Origin of the sequence: Escherichia sp. WS1368 (assembly GCF_046487485.1) — a bacterium.
In the GTDB taxonomy this organism is placed as follows: Bacteria; Pseudomonadota; Gammaproteobacteria; order Enterobacterales; family Enterobacteriaceae; genus Escherichia; species Escherichia coli.
The window spans coordinates 1,122,766-1,137,259 of the sequence record NZ_JBJQJI010000001.1; the positions used below are offsets into that span (position 1 = coordinate 1,122,766).

At 50.8% G+C, this 14,494-nt stretch carries 15 protein-coding genes and 1 pseudogene; 8 read left to right on the forward strand and 8 right to left on the reverse strand.

Features of this window, described 5'->3' with window-relative positions:
- Nucleotides 1-200 precede the first annotated feature (200 nt).
- Together pntA and pntB are read left to right on the forward strand one after the other, a co-directional pair.
- Nucleotides 201-1,733, forward strand: coding sequence for a Re/Si-specific NAD(P)(+) transhydrogenase subunit alpha (pntA, locus tag ACJHYD_RS05480; RefSeq protein ID WP_001295398.1), 1,533 nt, complete (start codon nt 201-203; stop codon nt 1,731-1,733).
- Nucleotides 1,734-1,743: 10 nt separating this feature from the next.
- Nucleotides 1,744-3,132, forward strand: a complete 1,389-nt coding sequence (gene pntB, locus ACJHYD_RS05485; RefSeq protein ID WP_001551150.1) for a Re/Si-specific NAD(P)(+) transhydrogenase subunit beta — start codon at nt 1,744-1,746, stop codon at nt 3,130-3,132.
- Between the two features lie 24 nt (nt 3,133-3,156).
- Here the strand turns inward: pntB and tqsA are convergent, their stop codons facing one another.
- Entirely contained in the window at nt 3,157-4,191 is a 1,035-nt protein-coding gene (tqsA, locus tag ACJHYD_RS05490; protein WP_001118215.1) for an AI-2 transporter TqsA, read from the reverse strand.
- 411 nt (nt 4,192-4,602) lie between these two features.
- Here tqsA and mdtJ point away from each other — a divergent pair, with 411 nt between their 5' ends.
- Together mdtJ and mdtI are read left to right on the forward strand one after the other, a co-directional pair.
- The gene (gene mdtJ / locus ACJHYD_RS05495; RefSeq protein ID WP_000276149.1) at nt 4,603-4,968 is read left to right on the forward strand and encodes a multidrug/spermidine efflux SMR transporter subunit MdtJ; all 366 of its coding nucleotides are present in this window, start codon (nt 4,603-4,605) and stop codon (nt 4,966-4,968) included.
- A complete protein-coding gene (mdtI, locus tag ACJHYD_RS05500; RefSeq protein WP_000046661.1) occupies nt 4,955-5,284 on the forward strand; it encodes a multidrug/spermidine efflux SMR transporter subunit MdtI in 330 nt (109 codons plus the stop codon). Before mdtJ ends, mdtI begins: the two co-directional genes overlap by 14 nt.
- Nucleotides 5,285-5,322: 38 nt before the next feature.
- Here mdtI and ACJHYD_RS05505 read toward each other — a convergent pair whose 3' ends face one another.
- The 3 genes from ACJHYD_RS05505 to asr all read right to left on the reverse strand — a co-directional run bounded on the left by ACJHYD_RS05505 (nt 5,323) and on the right by asr (nt 6,728).
- Nucleotides 5,323-6,144 carry a trypsin-like serine peptidase gene (locus ACJHYD_RS05505; RefSeq protein WP_001260850.1) on the reverse strand — a complete coding sequence of 274 codons (822 nt, stop codon included), beginning with the start codon at nt 6,142-6,144 and terminating at the stop codon, nt 5,323-5,325.
- 99 nt (nt 6,145-6,243) lie between these two features.
- Entirely contained in the window at nt 6,244-6,327 is an 84-nt protein-coding gene (locus ACJHYD_RS05510) for a hypothetical protein (RefSeq protein WP_000233090.1), read from the reverse strand.
- 92 nt (nt 6,328-6,419) lie between these two features.
- A complete protein-coding gene (gene asr, locus ACJHYD_RS05515; protein ID WP_001362115.1) occupies nt 6,420-6,728 on the reverse strand; it encodes an acid resistance repetitive basic protein Asr in 309 nt (102 codons plus the stop codon).
- A gap of 270 nt (nt 6,729-6,998) precedes the next feature.
- Between asr and ACJHYD_RS05520 the strand changes: the two genes are divergently transcribed.
- Nucleotides 6,999-7,103, forward strand: coding sequence for a KPN_01571 family protein (locus tag ACJHYD_RS05520; protein ID WP_001351109.1), 105 nt, complete (start codon nt 6,999-7,001; stop codon nt 7,101-7,103).
- A gap of 48 nt (nt 7,104-7,151) precedes the next feature.
- Here the strand turns inward: ACJHYD_RS05520 and ACJHYD_RS05525 are convergent, their stop codons facing one another.
- Nucleotides 7,152-8,405 (reverse strand): MFS transporter, encoded by a 1,254-nt coding sequence (locus ACJHYD_RS05525; protein ID WP_000091840.1) that lies wholly within the window; start codon nt 8,403-8,405, stop codon nt 7,152-7,154.
- 106 nt (nt 8,406-8,511) lie between these two features.
- Between ACJHYD_RS05525 and ACJHYD_RS05530 the strand changes: the two genes are divergently transcribed.
- The 3 genes from ACJHYD_RS05530 to bioD all read left to right on the forward strand — a co-directional run bounded on the left by ACJHYD_RS05530 (nt 8,512) and on the right by bioD (nt 11,580).
- Nucleotides 8,512-9,405 carry a LysR family transcriptional regulator gene (locus ACJHYD_RS05530; RefSeq protein WP_001019558.1) on the forward strand — a complete coding sequence of 298 codons (894 nt, stop codon included), beginning with the start codon at nt 8,512-8,514 and terminating at the stop codon, nt 9,403-9,405.
- Nucleotides 9,406-9,539: 134 nt separating this feature from the next.
- Nucleotides 9,540-10,760 (forward strand): sugar metabolism global transcriptional regulator Mlc, encoded by a 1,221-nt coding sequence (gene mlc, locus ACJHYD_RS05535; RefSeq protein WP_000225257.1) that lies wholly within the window; start codon nt 9,540-9,542, stop codon nt 10,758-10,760.
- Nucleotides 10,761-10,884: 124 nt separating this feature from the next.
- Nucleotides 10,885-11,580 (forward strand): dethiobiotin synthase, encoded by a 696-nt coding sequence (gene bioD / locus ACJHYD_RS05540; RefSeq protein WP_000919226.1) that lies wholly within the window; start codon nt 10,885-10,887, stop codon nt 11,578-11,580.
- Here the strand turns inward: bioD and clcB are convergent.
- The 3 genes and pseudogenes from clcB to ynfH form a co-directional block, all read right to left on the reverse strand.
- Nucleotides 11,533-12,825, reverse strand: a pseudogene (gene clcB / locus ACJHYD_RS05545) (voltage-gated ClC-type chloride channel ClcB). The gene bioD and the pseudogene clcB sit on opposite strands and share 48 nt — an antisense overlap.
- Before the next feature lie 157 nt (nt 12,826-12,982).
- Entirely contained in the window at nt 12,983-13,597 is a 615-nt protein-coding gene (dmsD, locus tag ACJHYD_RS05550; RefSeq protein WP_001551148.1) for a Tat proofreading chaperone DmsD, read from the reverse strand.
- Nucleotides 13,598-13,639: 42 nt separating this feature from the next.
- Nucleotides 13,640-14,494 carry a selenate reductase membrane anchor subunit YnfH gene (ynfH, locus tag ACJHYD_RS05555; protein WP_001551147.1) on the reverse strand — a complete coding sequence of 285 codons (855 nt, stop codon included), beginning with the start codon at nt 14,492-14,494 and terminating at the stop codon, nt 13,640-13,642.

Here is a 14,494-nt window from a genome sequence, read left to right on the forward strand (position 1 = left end):
GGCTGAATCGTTAATATTTTGCGAGTTCACGCCGAAATACTGATTTTTGGCGCTAGATCACAGGCATAATTTTCAGTACGTTATAGGGCGTTTGTTACTAATTTATTTTAACGGAGTAACATTTAGCTCGTACATGAGCGGCTTGTGTGACTCCTGACACAGGCAAACCATCATCAATAAAACCGATGGAAGGGAATATCATGCGAATTGGCATACCAAGAGAACGGTTAACCAATGAAACCCGTGTTGCAGCAACGCCAAAAACAGTGGAACAGCTGCTGAAACTGGGTTTTACCGTCGCGGTAGAGAGCGGCGCGGGTCAACTGGCAAGTTTTGACGATAAAGCGTTTGTGCAAGCGGGCGCTGAAATTGTAGAAGGGAATAGCGTCTGGCAGTCAGAGATCATTCTGAAGGTCAATGCGCCGTTAGATGATGAAATTGCGTTACTGAATCCTGGGACAACGCTGGTGAGTTTTATCTGGCCTGCGCAGAATCCGGAATTAATGCAAAAACTTGCGGAACGTAACGTGACCGTGATGGCGATGGACTCTGTGCCGCGTATCTCACGCGCACAATCGCTGGACGCACTAAGCTCGATGGCGAACATCGCCGGTTATCGCGCCATTGTTGAAGCGGCACATGAATTTGGGCGCTTCTTTACCGGGCAAATTACTGCGGCCGGGAAAGTGCCACCGGCAAAAGTGATGGTGATTGGTGCGGGTGTTGCAGGTCTGGCCGCCATTGGCGCAGCAAACAGTCTCGGCGCGATTGTGCGTGCATTCGACACCCGCCCGGAAGTGAAAGAACAAGTTCAAAGTATGGGCGCGGAATTCCTCGAGCTGGATTTTAAAGAGGAAGCGGGCAGCGGCGATGGCTATGCCAAAGTGATGTCGGACGCGTTCATCAAAGCGGAAATGGAACTCTTTGCCGCCCAGGCAAAAGAGGTCGATATCATTGTCACCACCGCGCTTATTCCAGGCAAACCAGCGCCGAAGCTAATTACCCGTGAAATGGTTGACTCCATGAAGGCGGGCAGTGTGATTGTCGACCTGGCAGCCCAGAACGGCGGTAACTGTGAATACACCGTGCCGGGTGAAATCTTCACTACGGAAAATGGTGTCAAAGTGATTGGTTACACCGATCTTCCGGGCCGTCTGCCGACGCAATCCTCACAGCTTTACGGTACTAACCTCGTTAATCTGCTGAAACTGTTGTGCAAAGAGAAAGACGGCAATATCACTGTTGATTTTGATGATGTGGTGATTCGCGGCGTGACCGTGATCCGTGCGGGCGAAATTACCTGGCCGGCACCGCCGATTCAGGTATCAGCTCAGCCGCAGGCGGCACAAAAAGCGGCACCGGAAGTGAAAACTGAGGAAAAATGTGCCTGCTCACCGTGGCGTAAATACGCGTTGATGGCGCTGGCAATCATTCTTTTCGGCTGGTTGGCAAGCGTTGCGCCGAAAGAGTTCCTTGGGCACTTCACTGTGTTCGCGCTGGCCTGCGTTGTCGGTTATTACGTGGTGTGGAATGTTTCGCACGCGCTGCATACACCGTTGATGTCGGTCACCAACGCGATTTCAGGGATTATTGTTGTCGGAGCACTGTTGCAGATTGGCCAGGGCGGCTGGGTTAGCTTCCTTAGTTTTATCGCGGTGCTTATAGCCAGCATTAATATTTTCGGTGGCTTCACCGTGACTCAGCGCATGCTGAAAATGTTCCGCAAAAATTAAGGGGTAACATATGTCTGGAGGATTAGTTACAGCTGCATACATTGTTGCCGCGATCCTGTTTATCTTCAGTCTGGCCGGGCTTTCGAAACATGAAACGTCTCGCCAGGGTAACAACTTCGGTATCGCCGGGATGGCGATTGCGTTAATCGCAACCATTTTTGGACCGGATACGGGTAATGTTGGCTGGATCTTGCTGGCGATGGTCATTGGTGGGGCAATTGGTATCCGGCTGGCGAAGAAAGTTGAAATGACCGAAATGCCAGAACTGGTGGCGATCCTGCATAGCTTCGTGGGTCTGGCGGCAGTGCTGGTTGGCTTTAACAGCTATCTGCATCATGACGCGGGAATGGCACCGATTCTGGTCAATATTCACCTGACGGAAGTGTTCCTCGGTATCTTCATCGGGGCGGTAACGTTCACGGGGTCGGTGGTGGCGTTCGGCAAACTGTGTGGCAAGATTTCGTCTAAACCGTTGATGCTGCCAAACCGTCACAAAATGAACCTGGCGGCTCTGGTCGTTTCCTTCCTGCTGCTGATTGTATTTGTTCGCACGGACAGCGTCGGCCTGCAAGTGCTGGCATTGCTGATAATGACCTCCATTGCGCTGGTATTCGGCTGGCATTTAGTCGCCTCCATCGGTGGTGCAGATATGCCAGTGGTGGTGTCGATGCTGAACTCGTACTCCGGCTGGGCGGCTGCGGCTGCGGGCTTTATGCTCAGCAACGACCTGCTGATTGTGACCGGTGCGCTGGTCGGTTCTTCGGGCGCTATCCTTTCTTACATTATGTGTAAGGCGATGAACCGTTCCTTTATCAGCGTTATTGCGGGTGGTTTCGGCACCGACGGCTCTTCTACTGGCGATGATCAGGAAGTGGGCGAGCACCGCGAAATCACCGCAGAAGAGACAGCGGAACTGCTGAAAAACTCCCATTCAGTGATCATTACTCCGGGGTACGGCATGGCAGTCGCGCAGGCGCAATATCCTGTCGCTGAAATTACCGAGAAACTGCGCGCTCGTGGTATCAACGTGCGTTTCGGTATCCACCCGGTTGCGGGGCGTTTGCCTGGACATATGAACGTATTGCTGGCTGAAGCAAAAGTACCGTATGACATCGTGCTGGAAATGGACGAGATCAACGATGACTTTGCTGATACCGATACCGTACTGGTGATTGGTGCTAACGATACGGTTAACCCGGCGGCGCAGGATGATCCGAAGAGTCCGATTGCTGGTATGCCTGTGCTGGAAGTGTGGAAAGCGCAGAACGTGATTGTCTTTAAACGTTCGATGAACACTGGCTATGCTGGTGTGCAAAACCCGCTGTTCTTCAAGGAAAACACCCACATGCTGTTTGGTGACGCCAAAGCCAGCGTGGATGCAATCCTGAAAGCTCTGTAACCCTGACGGCCTCTGCGGAGGCCGTCACTCTTTATTGAGATCGCTTAACAGAACGGCGATGCTTTGACCTCCCGCTGTTTGTTCAAGCGCAATTTTGACAATAATTGTCAACGGCACGGAAAGCAGCATACCCACCGGTCCTAACAACCATCCCCAAAAAATCAACGACAAAAATACCACCAATGTGGAAAGCCCCAGCCCACGCCCCATGATGCGTGGCTCCAGAATATTGCCGAAGACCAGATTAATCAGCAGATATCCCGCCAGCACCAGCAACGCTTCGTAGAAGCCATTAAACACCAGTACCTGAGCGATAGGGGGAATTGCCGCGAGAACTGAACCAATATTAGGGATGTAATTAAGCGCAAAGGCCAGCAATCCCCAGACAAAAGCGAAGCGAACATCGAGTGCGGCGAGCATCGCCCAGGCGACCAGGCCGGTGATGATGCTGATGGCTGTTTTCAGCACCAGATAATGAGAAACACTGTCAATCGCACGTTGAATCGCCGCCATCCCTTCAACCGGACGCGCCATCATTTGCTGAAATTTTCCGGGCAATTGTGGCACTTCGAGCAGCATAAACAGCACCGTCAGCAGCAATAAAAATATTGATGACATGGCATTAGATAACTGCGTCAATAAGTTGGTGAGCAACGTCATCGCCGCGTTCGGATCAATGTAATGCGCCAGTTGGTCAACTGAGACATCAATCCCTACGCGTTGCAACAACGGTTCAATCGCTTGCAGCGGCGTCATAATAGAGTTGCGATATTGCGGTAACGTCCGCGTCAACTCGTTGAGTGCGGAACCCAGATAAGCTAACAGCAACACCATCGCCATCACGATGATGGTCATCAAAATCGACACCGCCAGTACACGCGGCACTCGCCAGCGGACCATGTGTTGCACCAGCGGGTTAAGAATAACAGCAATAAATAATGCGAGAATAAACGGCACGATGATCTCGGCGGCAAAACGGATACCGCAGAGAATAATGACCAGCATTCCCAACATAATGACGATTTTTAGGCCATTGAGCGTGATGATCGGCTTTGCCATGCTTGTCCCCGTTTTTTCTTCCTTTGCTAATAATAATGTCTTTTTCGCTCCGTCATCATAACGAAAATCAAACCGCTCAGGTAAAGAAGTGAAAATATTTTGAGTTAATTCTTAAGCTATGATACAAATCAGGCGTGTTCAACTACCGAGGACAATTATCATCCGCGATGACGAGAAGCAACACTGCGGATAATTGTAATATTATGGACAATTTGTTCAGGACGTTATTTTCTACATTTACCCATCTTCGTACCTCATCCACTATCTTGCTCGTAGGTGAGCAGCACTGGCGCAACGCGCTTTAGTCCTTTCTTCTGCTTAAGCTTACGCTATGCGCGGGGCTTGACCACTTTACTTTGGTTTCGCTGAATTAAGCGAAAATTAAAATAATTCTCTTGCAGGAGAAGGACAATGTATATTTATTGGATTTTATTAGGTCTGGCTATTGCTACAGAAATTACCGGTACGCTGTCTATGAAATGGGCGAGCGTCAGTGAGGGAAATGGCGGCTTTATTTTAATGCTGGTGATGATTTCTCTGTCGTATATATTTCTCTCTTTCGCCGTTAAAAAGATCGCCTTAGGCGTGGCTTATGCGCTGTGGGAAGGTATCGGTATTTTATTTATTACCTTGTTTAGTGTTTTGTTATTCGACGAAAGTTTATCGCTGATGAAAATTGCCGGGTTAACCACCCTGGTGGCCGGGATTGTATTGATCAAATCAGGTACCCGTAAAGCGCGTAAACCTGAACTGGAGGTGAACCATGGCGCAGTTTGAATGGGTTCACGCCGCCTGGCTGGCATTGGCAATCGTGCTGGAAATCGTTGCTAACGTCTTTTTGAAATTTTCTGACGGCTTTCGTCGCAAAATATTTGGCTTGCTCTCCCTGGCGGCGGTGCTGGCTGCCTTTAGTGCGCTTTCTCAGGCCGTTAAAGGGATCGACTTGTCTGTCGCTTATGCATTGTGGGGCGGGTTTGGTATTGCCGCCACGTTAGCCGCAGGTTGGATCTTGTTTGGTCAACGGTTAAATCGTAAAGGCTGGATTGGCCTGGTCTTGCTGTTGGCTGGAATGATCATGGTGAAACTTGCCTGATGAACACGCTGCCCGCGCTGTCGGGCAGCGTTTGAACATTATTTTTGCGACAGTTGATCCAGCCTGTCGCGAAAACCGGTAACAGAAATGGCCCGGTTATCGGCGCGCCAGCGATCTTTCGCGGCAGGAGCCGAACTTTGCACCCCAATTAATTGCCAGCCGTCATCGGTATGCAACATCAGAGGCGAACCGCTGTCACCCGGCAAGGTATCGCACTGATGCGACATCACCGACGTTTGCGCCCAGCCAGTCACTTCACAGTTTTGATGACTGTACAACGTATCGAGATGATCTTCAGGGTATCCCGCCTGAGTCACTTTACGACCTGCCGCTTTTAATGCGGCGGTAAGCGCGGCTTTATCTCCCTCAAATAACGGCAATGGTGTAATGCCAGAAGGCGGATTACGTAGCACAATCAAACCGAAGTCCCACGGCGCAGCTGCGGGAGGAACAATCCAACCATCCCCATCTGCTTTTAACCGCTTTCCCAGTGTCGGATCAACGCGGCCTTCTATGTCGTGGATCTCATAGCGCCAAAGACCTTTATTTGACACGAAACGCAGCGCTACCGCTTTATCGGCTTTACCCTTTGGCGGCGTCAATAAACAGTGTCCTGCCGTTAATGCCAGATTGGGTGCAATCAGCGTCGCCGTACATAAATTGCCGCTGGCCGTTTCCAGTTGGCCAACCGCATCCCACGGTGATTGGGTCGTGTCATTCACTGGCACACGATCATCATGACCAAAAAACAGGGTGCTGACCTCATCGTTTGCCGATTTGGCAACGTCTGGTTTATCTGCAAACACAAAAGCAGACGTCAAACTAATTGCACCCAACACTACAGCAATGGTTGTACGCATATCACACTCTGGTGGGTAATTATGATTATTAAAAGCAAACCCTCATAAATACTATAGACGGGACGGGATGAAAGTGGGAGTAAAATCAGATAACTACGATCAGGAAAGATAAAAACGGGCGGCAATCAGTGCGCATAAAATAAGGATGATAAGAATGAACTCAAAGCGATAACGGCCCACCATACTACCCTCCGCTAAAGGCGGTGCTAAACGTTATCCGCTTAGCACCGTAATTTTCAGGCGCGAGGGGGCGCGCCAGCATTACTATTGATAACTTACGCTGCGGGTTGTGCAGCAGGTTTTGCCGGTTGCTGATGGCTGTGTTTCTTGGCGTGTTTCTTCGCTGCCTGCGCTTTTTGTTCAGGAGCTTTCTGTTCAGCTTTGGCATTTTTATGATGCTTTTTAGCCGCCTGCGCTTTCTGGGCAGGTGCTGCTTTATGCTGTTTTTTATGATGTGTGGTTTTCGCAGGCGCTGCTTTGGTGGTCGTCGCAGTCGGAGCAGGTGTGGTCGCAGTCTCTGCAGCAAAGGCGGCAGAAGACAGACCCATAGCAGCGGCAACAACCAGAGCTAATACTTTTTTCATTGTCATACCCTCAATTTGTTTTTTCATTTAACCCCACTGCGGGGCCGTTGAAATAACTATATCCCTGGGAATGGCAGACTTCCGTGAGTGGTTGGTTTCAGCGTGTAACGATATGTACAAACGCTGAATAAATTACAGCGTTGATAATAACGTATTGTGACTTAAGGGAAATTTAGCTACCAATAATAGTAGTCTTGATCGGGTTAACTATTTTACTACTTACAAAGCGGTAGAATAACTGCGCATCAGTAATAAATGACACACAGCAAAATGAATCCGTTTATTTGGGTACTTATAATCCTGATGACACTAGATGCGCTGCGGGAATTGGCTGGCGCTTCGTCTATTTTAGGATGGCTATTAACGTTGGTTTGAGCAGGCAATAAGTCCGGATGGGTATTTACCGCAGTCCGGACTTATTTTTCAGGCGTGCAGACGACGATGCAAACGCGTCCCGACCAGCAGAGCAATGACCAGCATCAGAGCAATAAATGCGCCGACGCCGTTCCAGCCATAGTTATGCCAGAAAACACCACCCAGCGTCCCGGCAATACTCGACCCCAGATAGTAACTGAACAGATACAGCGAGGAGGCCTGGCCTTTAGCGCGTTTTGCGCGGGGGCCGATCCAGCTGCTGGCTACTGAGTGGGCTGCGAAGAATCCGGCTGAGAAGAGTAACATTCCGGCAAAGATCAGCCACAGCGAGCTAAATAAGGTCATCAGTAAACCAAACAGCATAACCCCCGTCGAAAACAACATCACCGGACCGCGCCCATAGCGGGTGGTCATGGTTCCGGCTTTGGGTGAGCTCCATGTACCGGTCAAATAAGCCAGCGATAATAAGCCAACCACGGCCTGGCTGACATGCCAGGGAGAGAGCATCAACCGATAGCCGATGTAATTAAACAGCGTGACGAACGACCCCATCAGCAAAAAGCCTTCTGCGAACAATAACGGTAATCCCCGGTCACGCCAGTGCAGACGAAAGTTGATAAACAACGTCTTAGGTCGCAGCGAAGTCGGGCGAAAATGGCGTGATTCAGGGAGGATTTTCCAGAACATTAACGCCGAGGCCAGCGCGAAACAACCGATTGCCGCCAGAGCAATTCGCCAGTTGAAAAAGTCCGTGAAGACACCGCTAATTAAGCGTCCGCTCATACCGCCAATTGAGTTGCCGCTGATATACAACCCCATCGAAAAGGCCACGAAACTGGGGTGGATTTCCTCGCTAAGATAAGTCATGCCAACAGCTGCCACGCCACTTAACGAAAGCCCAATCAAGGCGCGCATAATCAAAATGCCGTGCCAGCTGGTCATCATTGTCGAAAGTAACGTACAAATGGAGGCCAACAGTAGCGCCGTGACCATCACTGGTTTGCGACCAATGGCATCGGATAGCGGGCCAGTAAACAGCAAACCGATAGCCAACATCGCCGTTGAAATGGACAGTGAAATACTACTGTTAGCAGGCGTTAAGCCAAACTCCTGCGAAAGCACCGGAAGGATAGGTTGCACACAATAGAGAAGTGCGAAGGTTGCCAGTCCGGCAGAGAAAAGCGCCAGGGTGACACGCATAAATTGCGGCGTACCGCGTTTAATAAATTGATTTGGCTGAGAAATGCTTTGCTTGTCAGTGTCGCTTGCCGGAGCGCCATCAACAGTTGTAGTACGGCTCACTTGAAATCCTTGCTAAATATGCCTGTGGATCAGGCTTATGAATAGATTAGGAAAATCGAATTGTTCTGTCTAATATATTAATAATCTCAAATAAGATGTTTTAAATATGAATATTGAACTTCGTCATCTGCGTTACTTTGTTGCGGTTGCAGAAGAGCTGCATTTCGGGCGCGCCGCTGCCCGCCTGAATATTTCGCAACCACCGCTAAGTCAACAGATTCAGGCGCTGGAGCAACAAATTGGTGCCCGACTGCTGGCACGGACCAATCGCAGTGTATTGCTGACGGCAGCAGGAAAACAGTTTCTTGTAGATAGTCGGCAAATCCTGTCTATGGTGGATGATGCTGCCGCTCGCGCTGAAAGACTGCATCAGGGTGAAGCGGGGGAGTTGCGCATTGGTTTTACTTCGTCCGCTCCTTTTATTCGGGCGGTGTCCGATACGTTATCGCTGTTTCGCCGTGATTATCCCGATGTCCATTTACAAACCCGCGAAATGAACACTCGCGAGCAAATCGCTCCGCTCATTGAAGGAACGCTGGATATGGGATTGCTGCGTAACACAGCGTTACCGGAGACGCTTGAACACGCAGTCATCGTCCATGAACCGCTTATGGCGATGATCCCGCACGATCATCCCCTGGCAAATAACCCGAGTGTAACGCTGGCTGAACTGGCGAAAGAACCCTTTGTCTTTTTTGATCCGCACGTCGGGACAGGGCTGTATGACGATATTCTCGGGCTGATGAGACGTTACAATTTGACGCCCGTCATCACTCAGGAGGTGGGTGAGGCAATGACCATCATCGGTCTGGTTTCCGCCGGTCTGGGTGTTTCAATTTTGCCTGCGTCATTTAAACGTGTTCAGCTCAACGAAATGCGCTGGGTGCCGATTGCTGAAGAGGATGCGGTTTCTGAAATGTGGTTGGTCTGGCCGAAACATCATGAACAAAGTCCGGCTGCGCGTAACTTTCGTATTCATCTGCTGAATGCTCTCAGGTGAGGGAAATTTCAGCGAAAAAGCCCGAAAAATGTGCTGTTAATCACATGCCTAAGTAAAAATTTGACGACACGTATTGAAGTGCTTCACCATAGCCTACAGATTATTTCGGAGCGCGAAAATATAGGGAGTATGCGGTGGTTGCTGAAAATCAGCCTGGGCACATTGATCAAATAAAGCAGACCAACGCGGGCGCGGTTTATCGCCTGATTGATCAGCTTGGTCCAGTCTCGCGTATCGATCTTTCCCGTCTGGCGCAGCTGGCTCCTGCCAGTATCACTAAAATTGTCCGTGAGATGCTCGAAGCACACCTGGTGCAAGAGCTGGAAATCAAAGAAGCGGGGAACCGTGGCCGTCCGGCAGTGGGGCTGGTGGTTGAAACTGAAGCCTGGCACTATCTTTCTCTGCGCATTAGTCGCGGGGAGATTTTCCTTGCTCTGCGCGATCTGAGCAGCAAACTGGTGGTGGAGGAGGCGCAGGAACTGGCGTTAAAAGATGACTCACCATTGCTGGATCGTATCATTTCCCATATCGATCAGTTTTTTATCCGCCACCAGAAAAAACTTGAGCGTCTGACTTCGATTGCCATTACCTTGCCGGGAATTATTGATACGGAAAATGGTATTGTACATCGCATGCCGTTCTACGAGGATGTAAAAGAGATGCCGCTCGGCGAGGCGCTGGAGCAGCATACCGGCGTACCGGTTTATATTCAGCATGATATCAGCGCATGGACGATGGCTGAGGCCTTGTTTGGTGCCTCACGCGGGGCGCGCGATGTGATTCAGGTGGTTATCGATCACAACGTGGGGGCGGGCGTCATTACCGATGGTCATCTGCTACACGCAGGCAGCAGTAGCCTCGTGGAAATAGGTCACACGCAGGTCGACCCGTATGGGAAACGCTGTTATTGCGGGAATCACGGCTGCCTCGAAACCATCGCCAGTGTGGACAGTATTCTTGAGCTGGCACAGCTGCGTCTCAATCAATCCATGAGCTCGATGTTACATGGACAACCGTTAACCGTGGACTCATTGTGTCAGGCGGCATTGCGCGGCGATCTGCTGGCAAAAGACATCATTACCGGGGTGGGCGCGCATGTAGGGCGCATTCTTGCCATCATGGTGAATTTATTTAACCCACAAAAAATACTGATTGGCTCACCGTTAAGTAAAGCGGCAGATATCCTCTTCCCGGTCATCTCAGATAGCATCCGTCAGCAGGCCCTTCCTGCGTATAGTCAGCACATTAGCGTTGAGAGTACTCAGTTTTCTAACCAGGGCACGATGGCAGGGGCTGCGCTGGTAAAAGACGCGATGTATAACGGTTCTTTGTTGATTCGTCTGTTGCAGGGTTAACATTTTTTAACTGTTCTACCAAAATTTGCGCTATCTCAATTTGGGCCAGGAAAGCATAACTTAGACTTTCAAGGTTAATTATTTTCCTGGTTTATATTTGTGAAGCATAACGGTGGAGTTAGTGATGCTGAAGCGTTTCTTTATTACCGGTACAGACACTTCTGTAGGGAAAACGGTGGTTTCCCGCGCATTGCTACAAGCGTTAGCCTCCCAGGGAAAAACGGTTGCGGGATATAAACCCGTAGCGAAGGGGAGCAAAGAGACACCCGAAGGGCTGCGTAATAAAGATGCCCTGGTGTTGCAGAGTGTTTCAACCATCGAACTGCCTTATGAAGCAGTTAATCCTATCGCGTTAAGCGAAGAAGAAAGTAGCGTGGCGCACAGTTGCCCAATCAATTACACCCTCATTTCAAACGGCCTGGCAAACCTGACCGATAAAGTCGATCATGTGGTGGTAGAAGGGACTGGCGGCTGGCGCAGTCTGATGAATGATTTGCGTCCGCTCTCTGAATGGGTGGTGCAGGAACAACTGCCGGTGTTGATGGTTGTCGGTATTCAGGAAGGTTGCATTAACCATGCACTGCTAACAGCTCAGGCGATCGCCAACGACGGGCTACCGCTCATTGGCTGGGTGGCTAACCGAATCAATCCAGGACTGGCGCATTATGCGGAAATCATTGATGTGCTGGGTAAAAAACTTCCGGCACCGCTCATTGGTGAACTGCCTTATCTGCCGCGCGCCGAACAGCGTGAACTGGGGCAATACATCCGCTTAGCTATGCTGCGCAGTGTGCTGGCGGTAGATAGAGTCACGGTGTAAAGTCCGCGAAATTACCGACGCAATTACGCAGGCAATCAATAAACCGGGGAGTAGCTGATACTCCCCGGTCATTTCACATATCATCAACGTCGACATAATCGGCGCGTGCGTGGTTGCCGCCAACAGTGTCGCCATCCCGGTCAATCCGAGTAAAAGCGTAATTTCTTCGCCATCAGGGAACCATAATCCCAGGCTACGACCATACAACATGCCAATGGCAAGACCGATAAATAGCGTCGGTGTAAAGACACCACCGGGCGCGCCAGAACCACTACTCGCCAGCACGGCAAACAGTTTACAGAGGAAGATCCCGGCAATGATCATTAACAGTGGCGGGGCGGTTAAAAAGGATTGTACGGTGCTATAGCCGTTGCCCCACACTGCAGGTGTGAACAGGGAAAGCAGACCCACGATCAACCCGCCCAGTGCCAGTTGCCAGGGCGGCGCAAGTTTGAGACTTACAAATCCACGATGACAGGCGTTCATTAACGTTAACAACAGTGGTCCGCACAGACCTGCCAGCACACCTGTACTGATAATCAGCGCATAGTCACGAGCCTGAACCGTCACTGAGAGTTGTACGCTGTAGAGTAACGCGTCGCTATGATTAATCAGATTGCTAACCAGCAACGCCACGACGGCGGAAATAATCACCGGGCCGAGAGAGGCCAACATCATAGTGCCAAACAGCACTTCGGCTATAAATAAACTGCCAGCAAGCGGGGCGCGATAGGCCGCAGCCATTCCCGCCGCAGCTCCACAGGCGATCCATAATTTCCACTCCTGGCGTGGCGTAAAACGTTGGACAAAACAGGAGGCGGCAAGGGCAGCTAAAAGAATCATCGCACCTTCGCGACCAATTGCACTGCCGCTGGTTACTACCAGCAGAGAGGCAAGCGATTTAACCAGGCTTGCTGCGTAATCAAACTGCCCATCGGTTTGCAACGCTTCCATGTAATCGGTCGGCGCATGAGGGCGTTGCTAGGTAAATTTCTGCCAGCCCATCAGCAACAAACCCGCCGCCAGTCCGCCGAGCGCCGGAGTTAGCAGCCGTCGCCACGGGGAAAGATTTGTCGCTGCATTGACCAGACTGCCCGAGTCATTATTGAGGAACAACCACTCCAGTAGCAGCATTGCATGACGAAACCCGGCAACGGCAAAGGCCGCGAGAATACCGACGACTGTTGCGATAAGCAGACGGCGGAACATAGTGCGCAGATCCGGATAGATGTGTAGATGATGCATGAGCAGAAATGGGCAATGAAACACGGGCGACTATTTTGCGGCAAAAGAAGCCAGACGCAAAAGCAGTGCGTGCTTTAAGAGATAAAAAACGTGACACTGTAACGTATTATTGCCGAATTGCGCGTAATCGTCACCATCCGGCAATATTACGGTGATCCTATCGAAACAGCGATTTAACCGCGACAGGAATTAACAGTTGTGATTGCCATTGCGCCAGCGTTAAGCGAGCCAGTTCACCCAGTGCACGGTAGAAAGGGTGTTCTGCTTTTTCGATAAAAACGTCAAGAAATCGTGTTGACCACGGAAAAAGGTGCCATGCCAGCAATTCTTCGCATTCTGTCTGGCGACCATTCTCCGCCAACCACGCAGCCATCAACAGCAGTGAACCAAAATGATCTTCCGGTTCGTTTTGCTGCATTTCAAACTGAATGCCTTTCTCGCGCATCCACTGACGAAGTGCCAATGTTGAATCGCCAAACAGCACAGATTCGCGATCCAGCCAGACCGACCCCCACGGCGGTGACGGCAGTGCCCACGGGCCGACAAACAAACGCTGCCAGGCCTGGGCGTGAGTCTCTTCACTCTGTGTCTGAAAAGCCGTCACCAGCGGCGCTAATGACGCTTCTGGTAGAGGCCACTGAGTTTCCCAGCCGTCACGGGTGAGTACCGCAACCAGGGGGGCGGCTTCCGCACTCTCTGGAGCGTAATAAAACAGCGCGCCCAACACGCGCGCCGCGACAGAAAAATTATCTTGCTGTGAAAAATGGGTCATTCCTAACATCCTGAAATGTGCGGGTTGCCCCGCACCAATTTGTTAACCTGCAATAGCCATTCCTACCGTCATGTGCAGGCCATAAAAGAGCACACGCCCGATCATCTCACCGCCAAGTATGAGGATTAGCCCCAGAACAAGTCCGGCAACGTGAGGTTCACGGCGACGAATGAGCGGACAAAGCCAGCATCCTAGACCTGTGCATAACAATACCACACGCCAGACCTGTAAGGAGGCGTAATCTGGTACCAGTGCGCTGGCTTGTTGTACGGATGAGTGAATAGACGCCAGAGACAAACCTTGCAGCACAATCACCCCGGCACAAGCGATCAGCGCCAGAACGCTAATGATGGCAAATGGTGTGGTATTAAATGTAACGCGGGCTGCCCGCAGAATTGCAGCAGCAAGTATTGGACCGCTCAATAATACTGTCAGAAAGAAAGCCAGCGTAGTGTAACCGTTATGCCAGGTTGGCACAGTGTCGATTTGATACACGCCGGTCATCATCCAGACGAAAATGACGCCGAGCGCCATGCTGACAAGTAACCAGAGTTTCCCCAACGCTTGCGGCATTTTACCGATGATCGTCACCAGCCACCATAATCCGCCAACGGCAAAAAATATTGAACCGGCAGCAATCTCGTTACTCAGACCAGAAGCTCCGATTCGATTCAGCGAGTTAAACGCCCGCAGTGGCGATCCCAGGTGCATGACAGAGGCAATAAACCCGATGCCCATCAACAGCCAGAGGAAAAACATGCCACGAACAATGTGCTGACGGTCTGCGTCATTTTTGGCGGCGAACCAGCCAATTCCGCTAACAATCAGCGCGCCTACTACGCATTGACCCAATACGGTAAAGATAACCAGTGGCCATTCATGCCATCCATTTCCCAT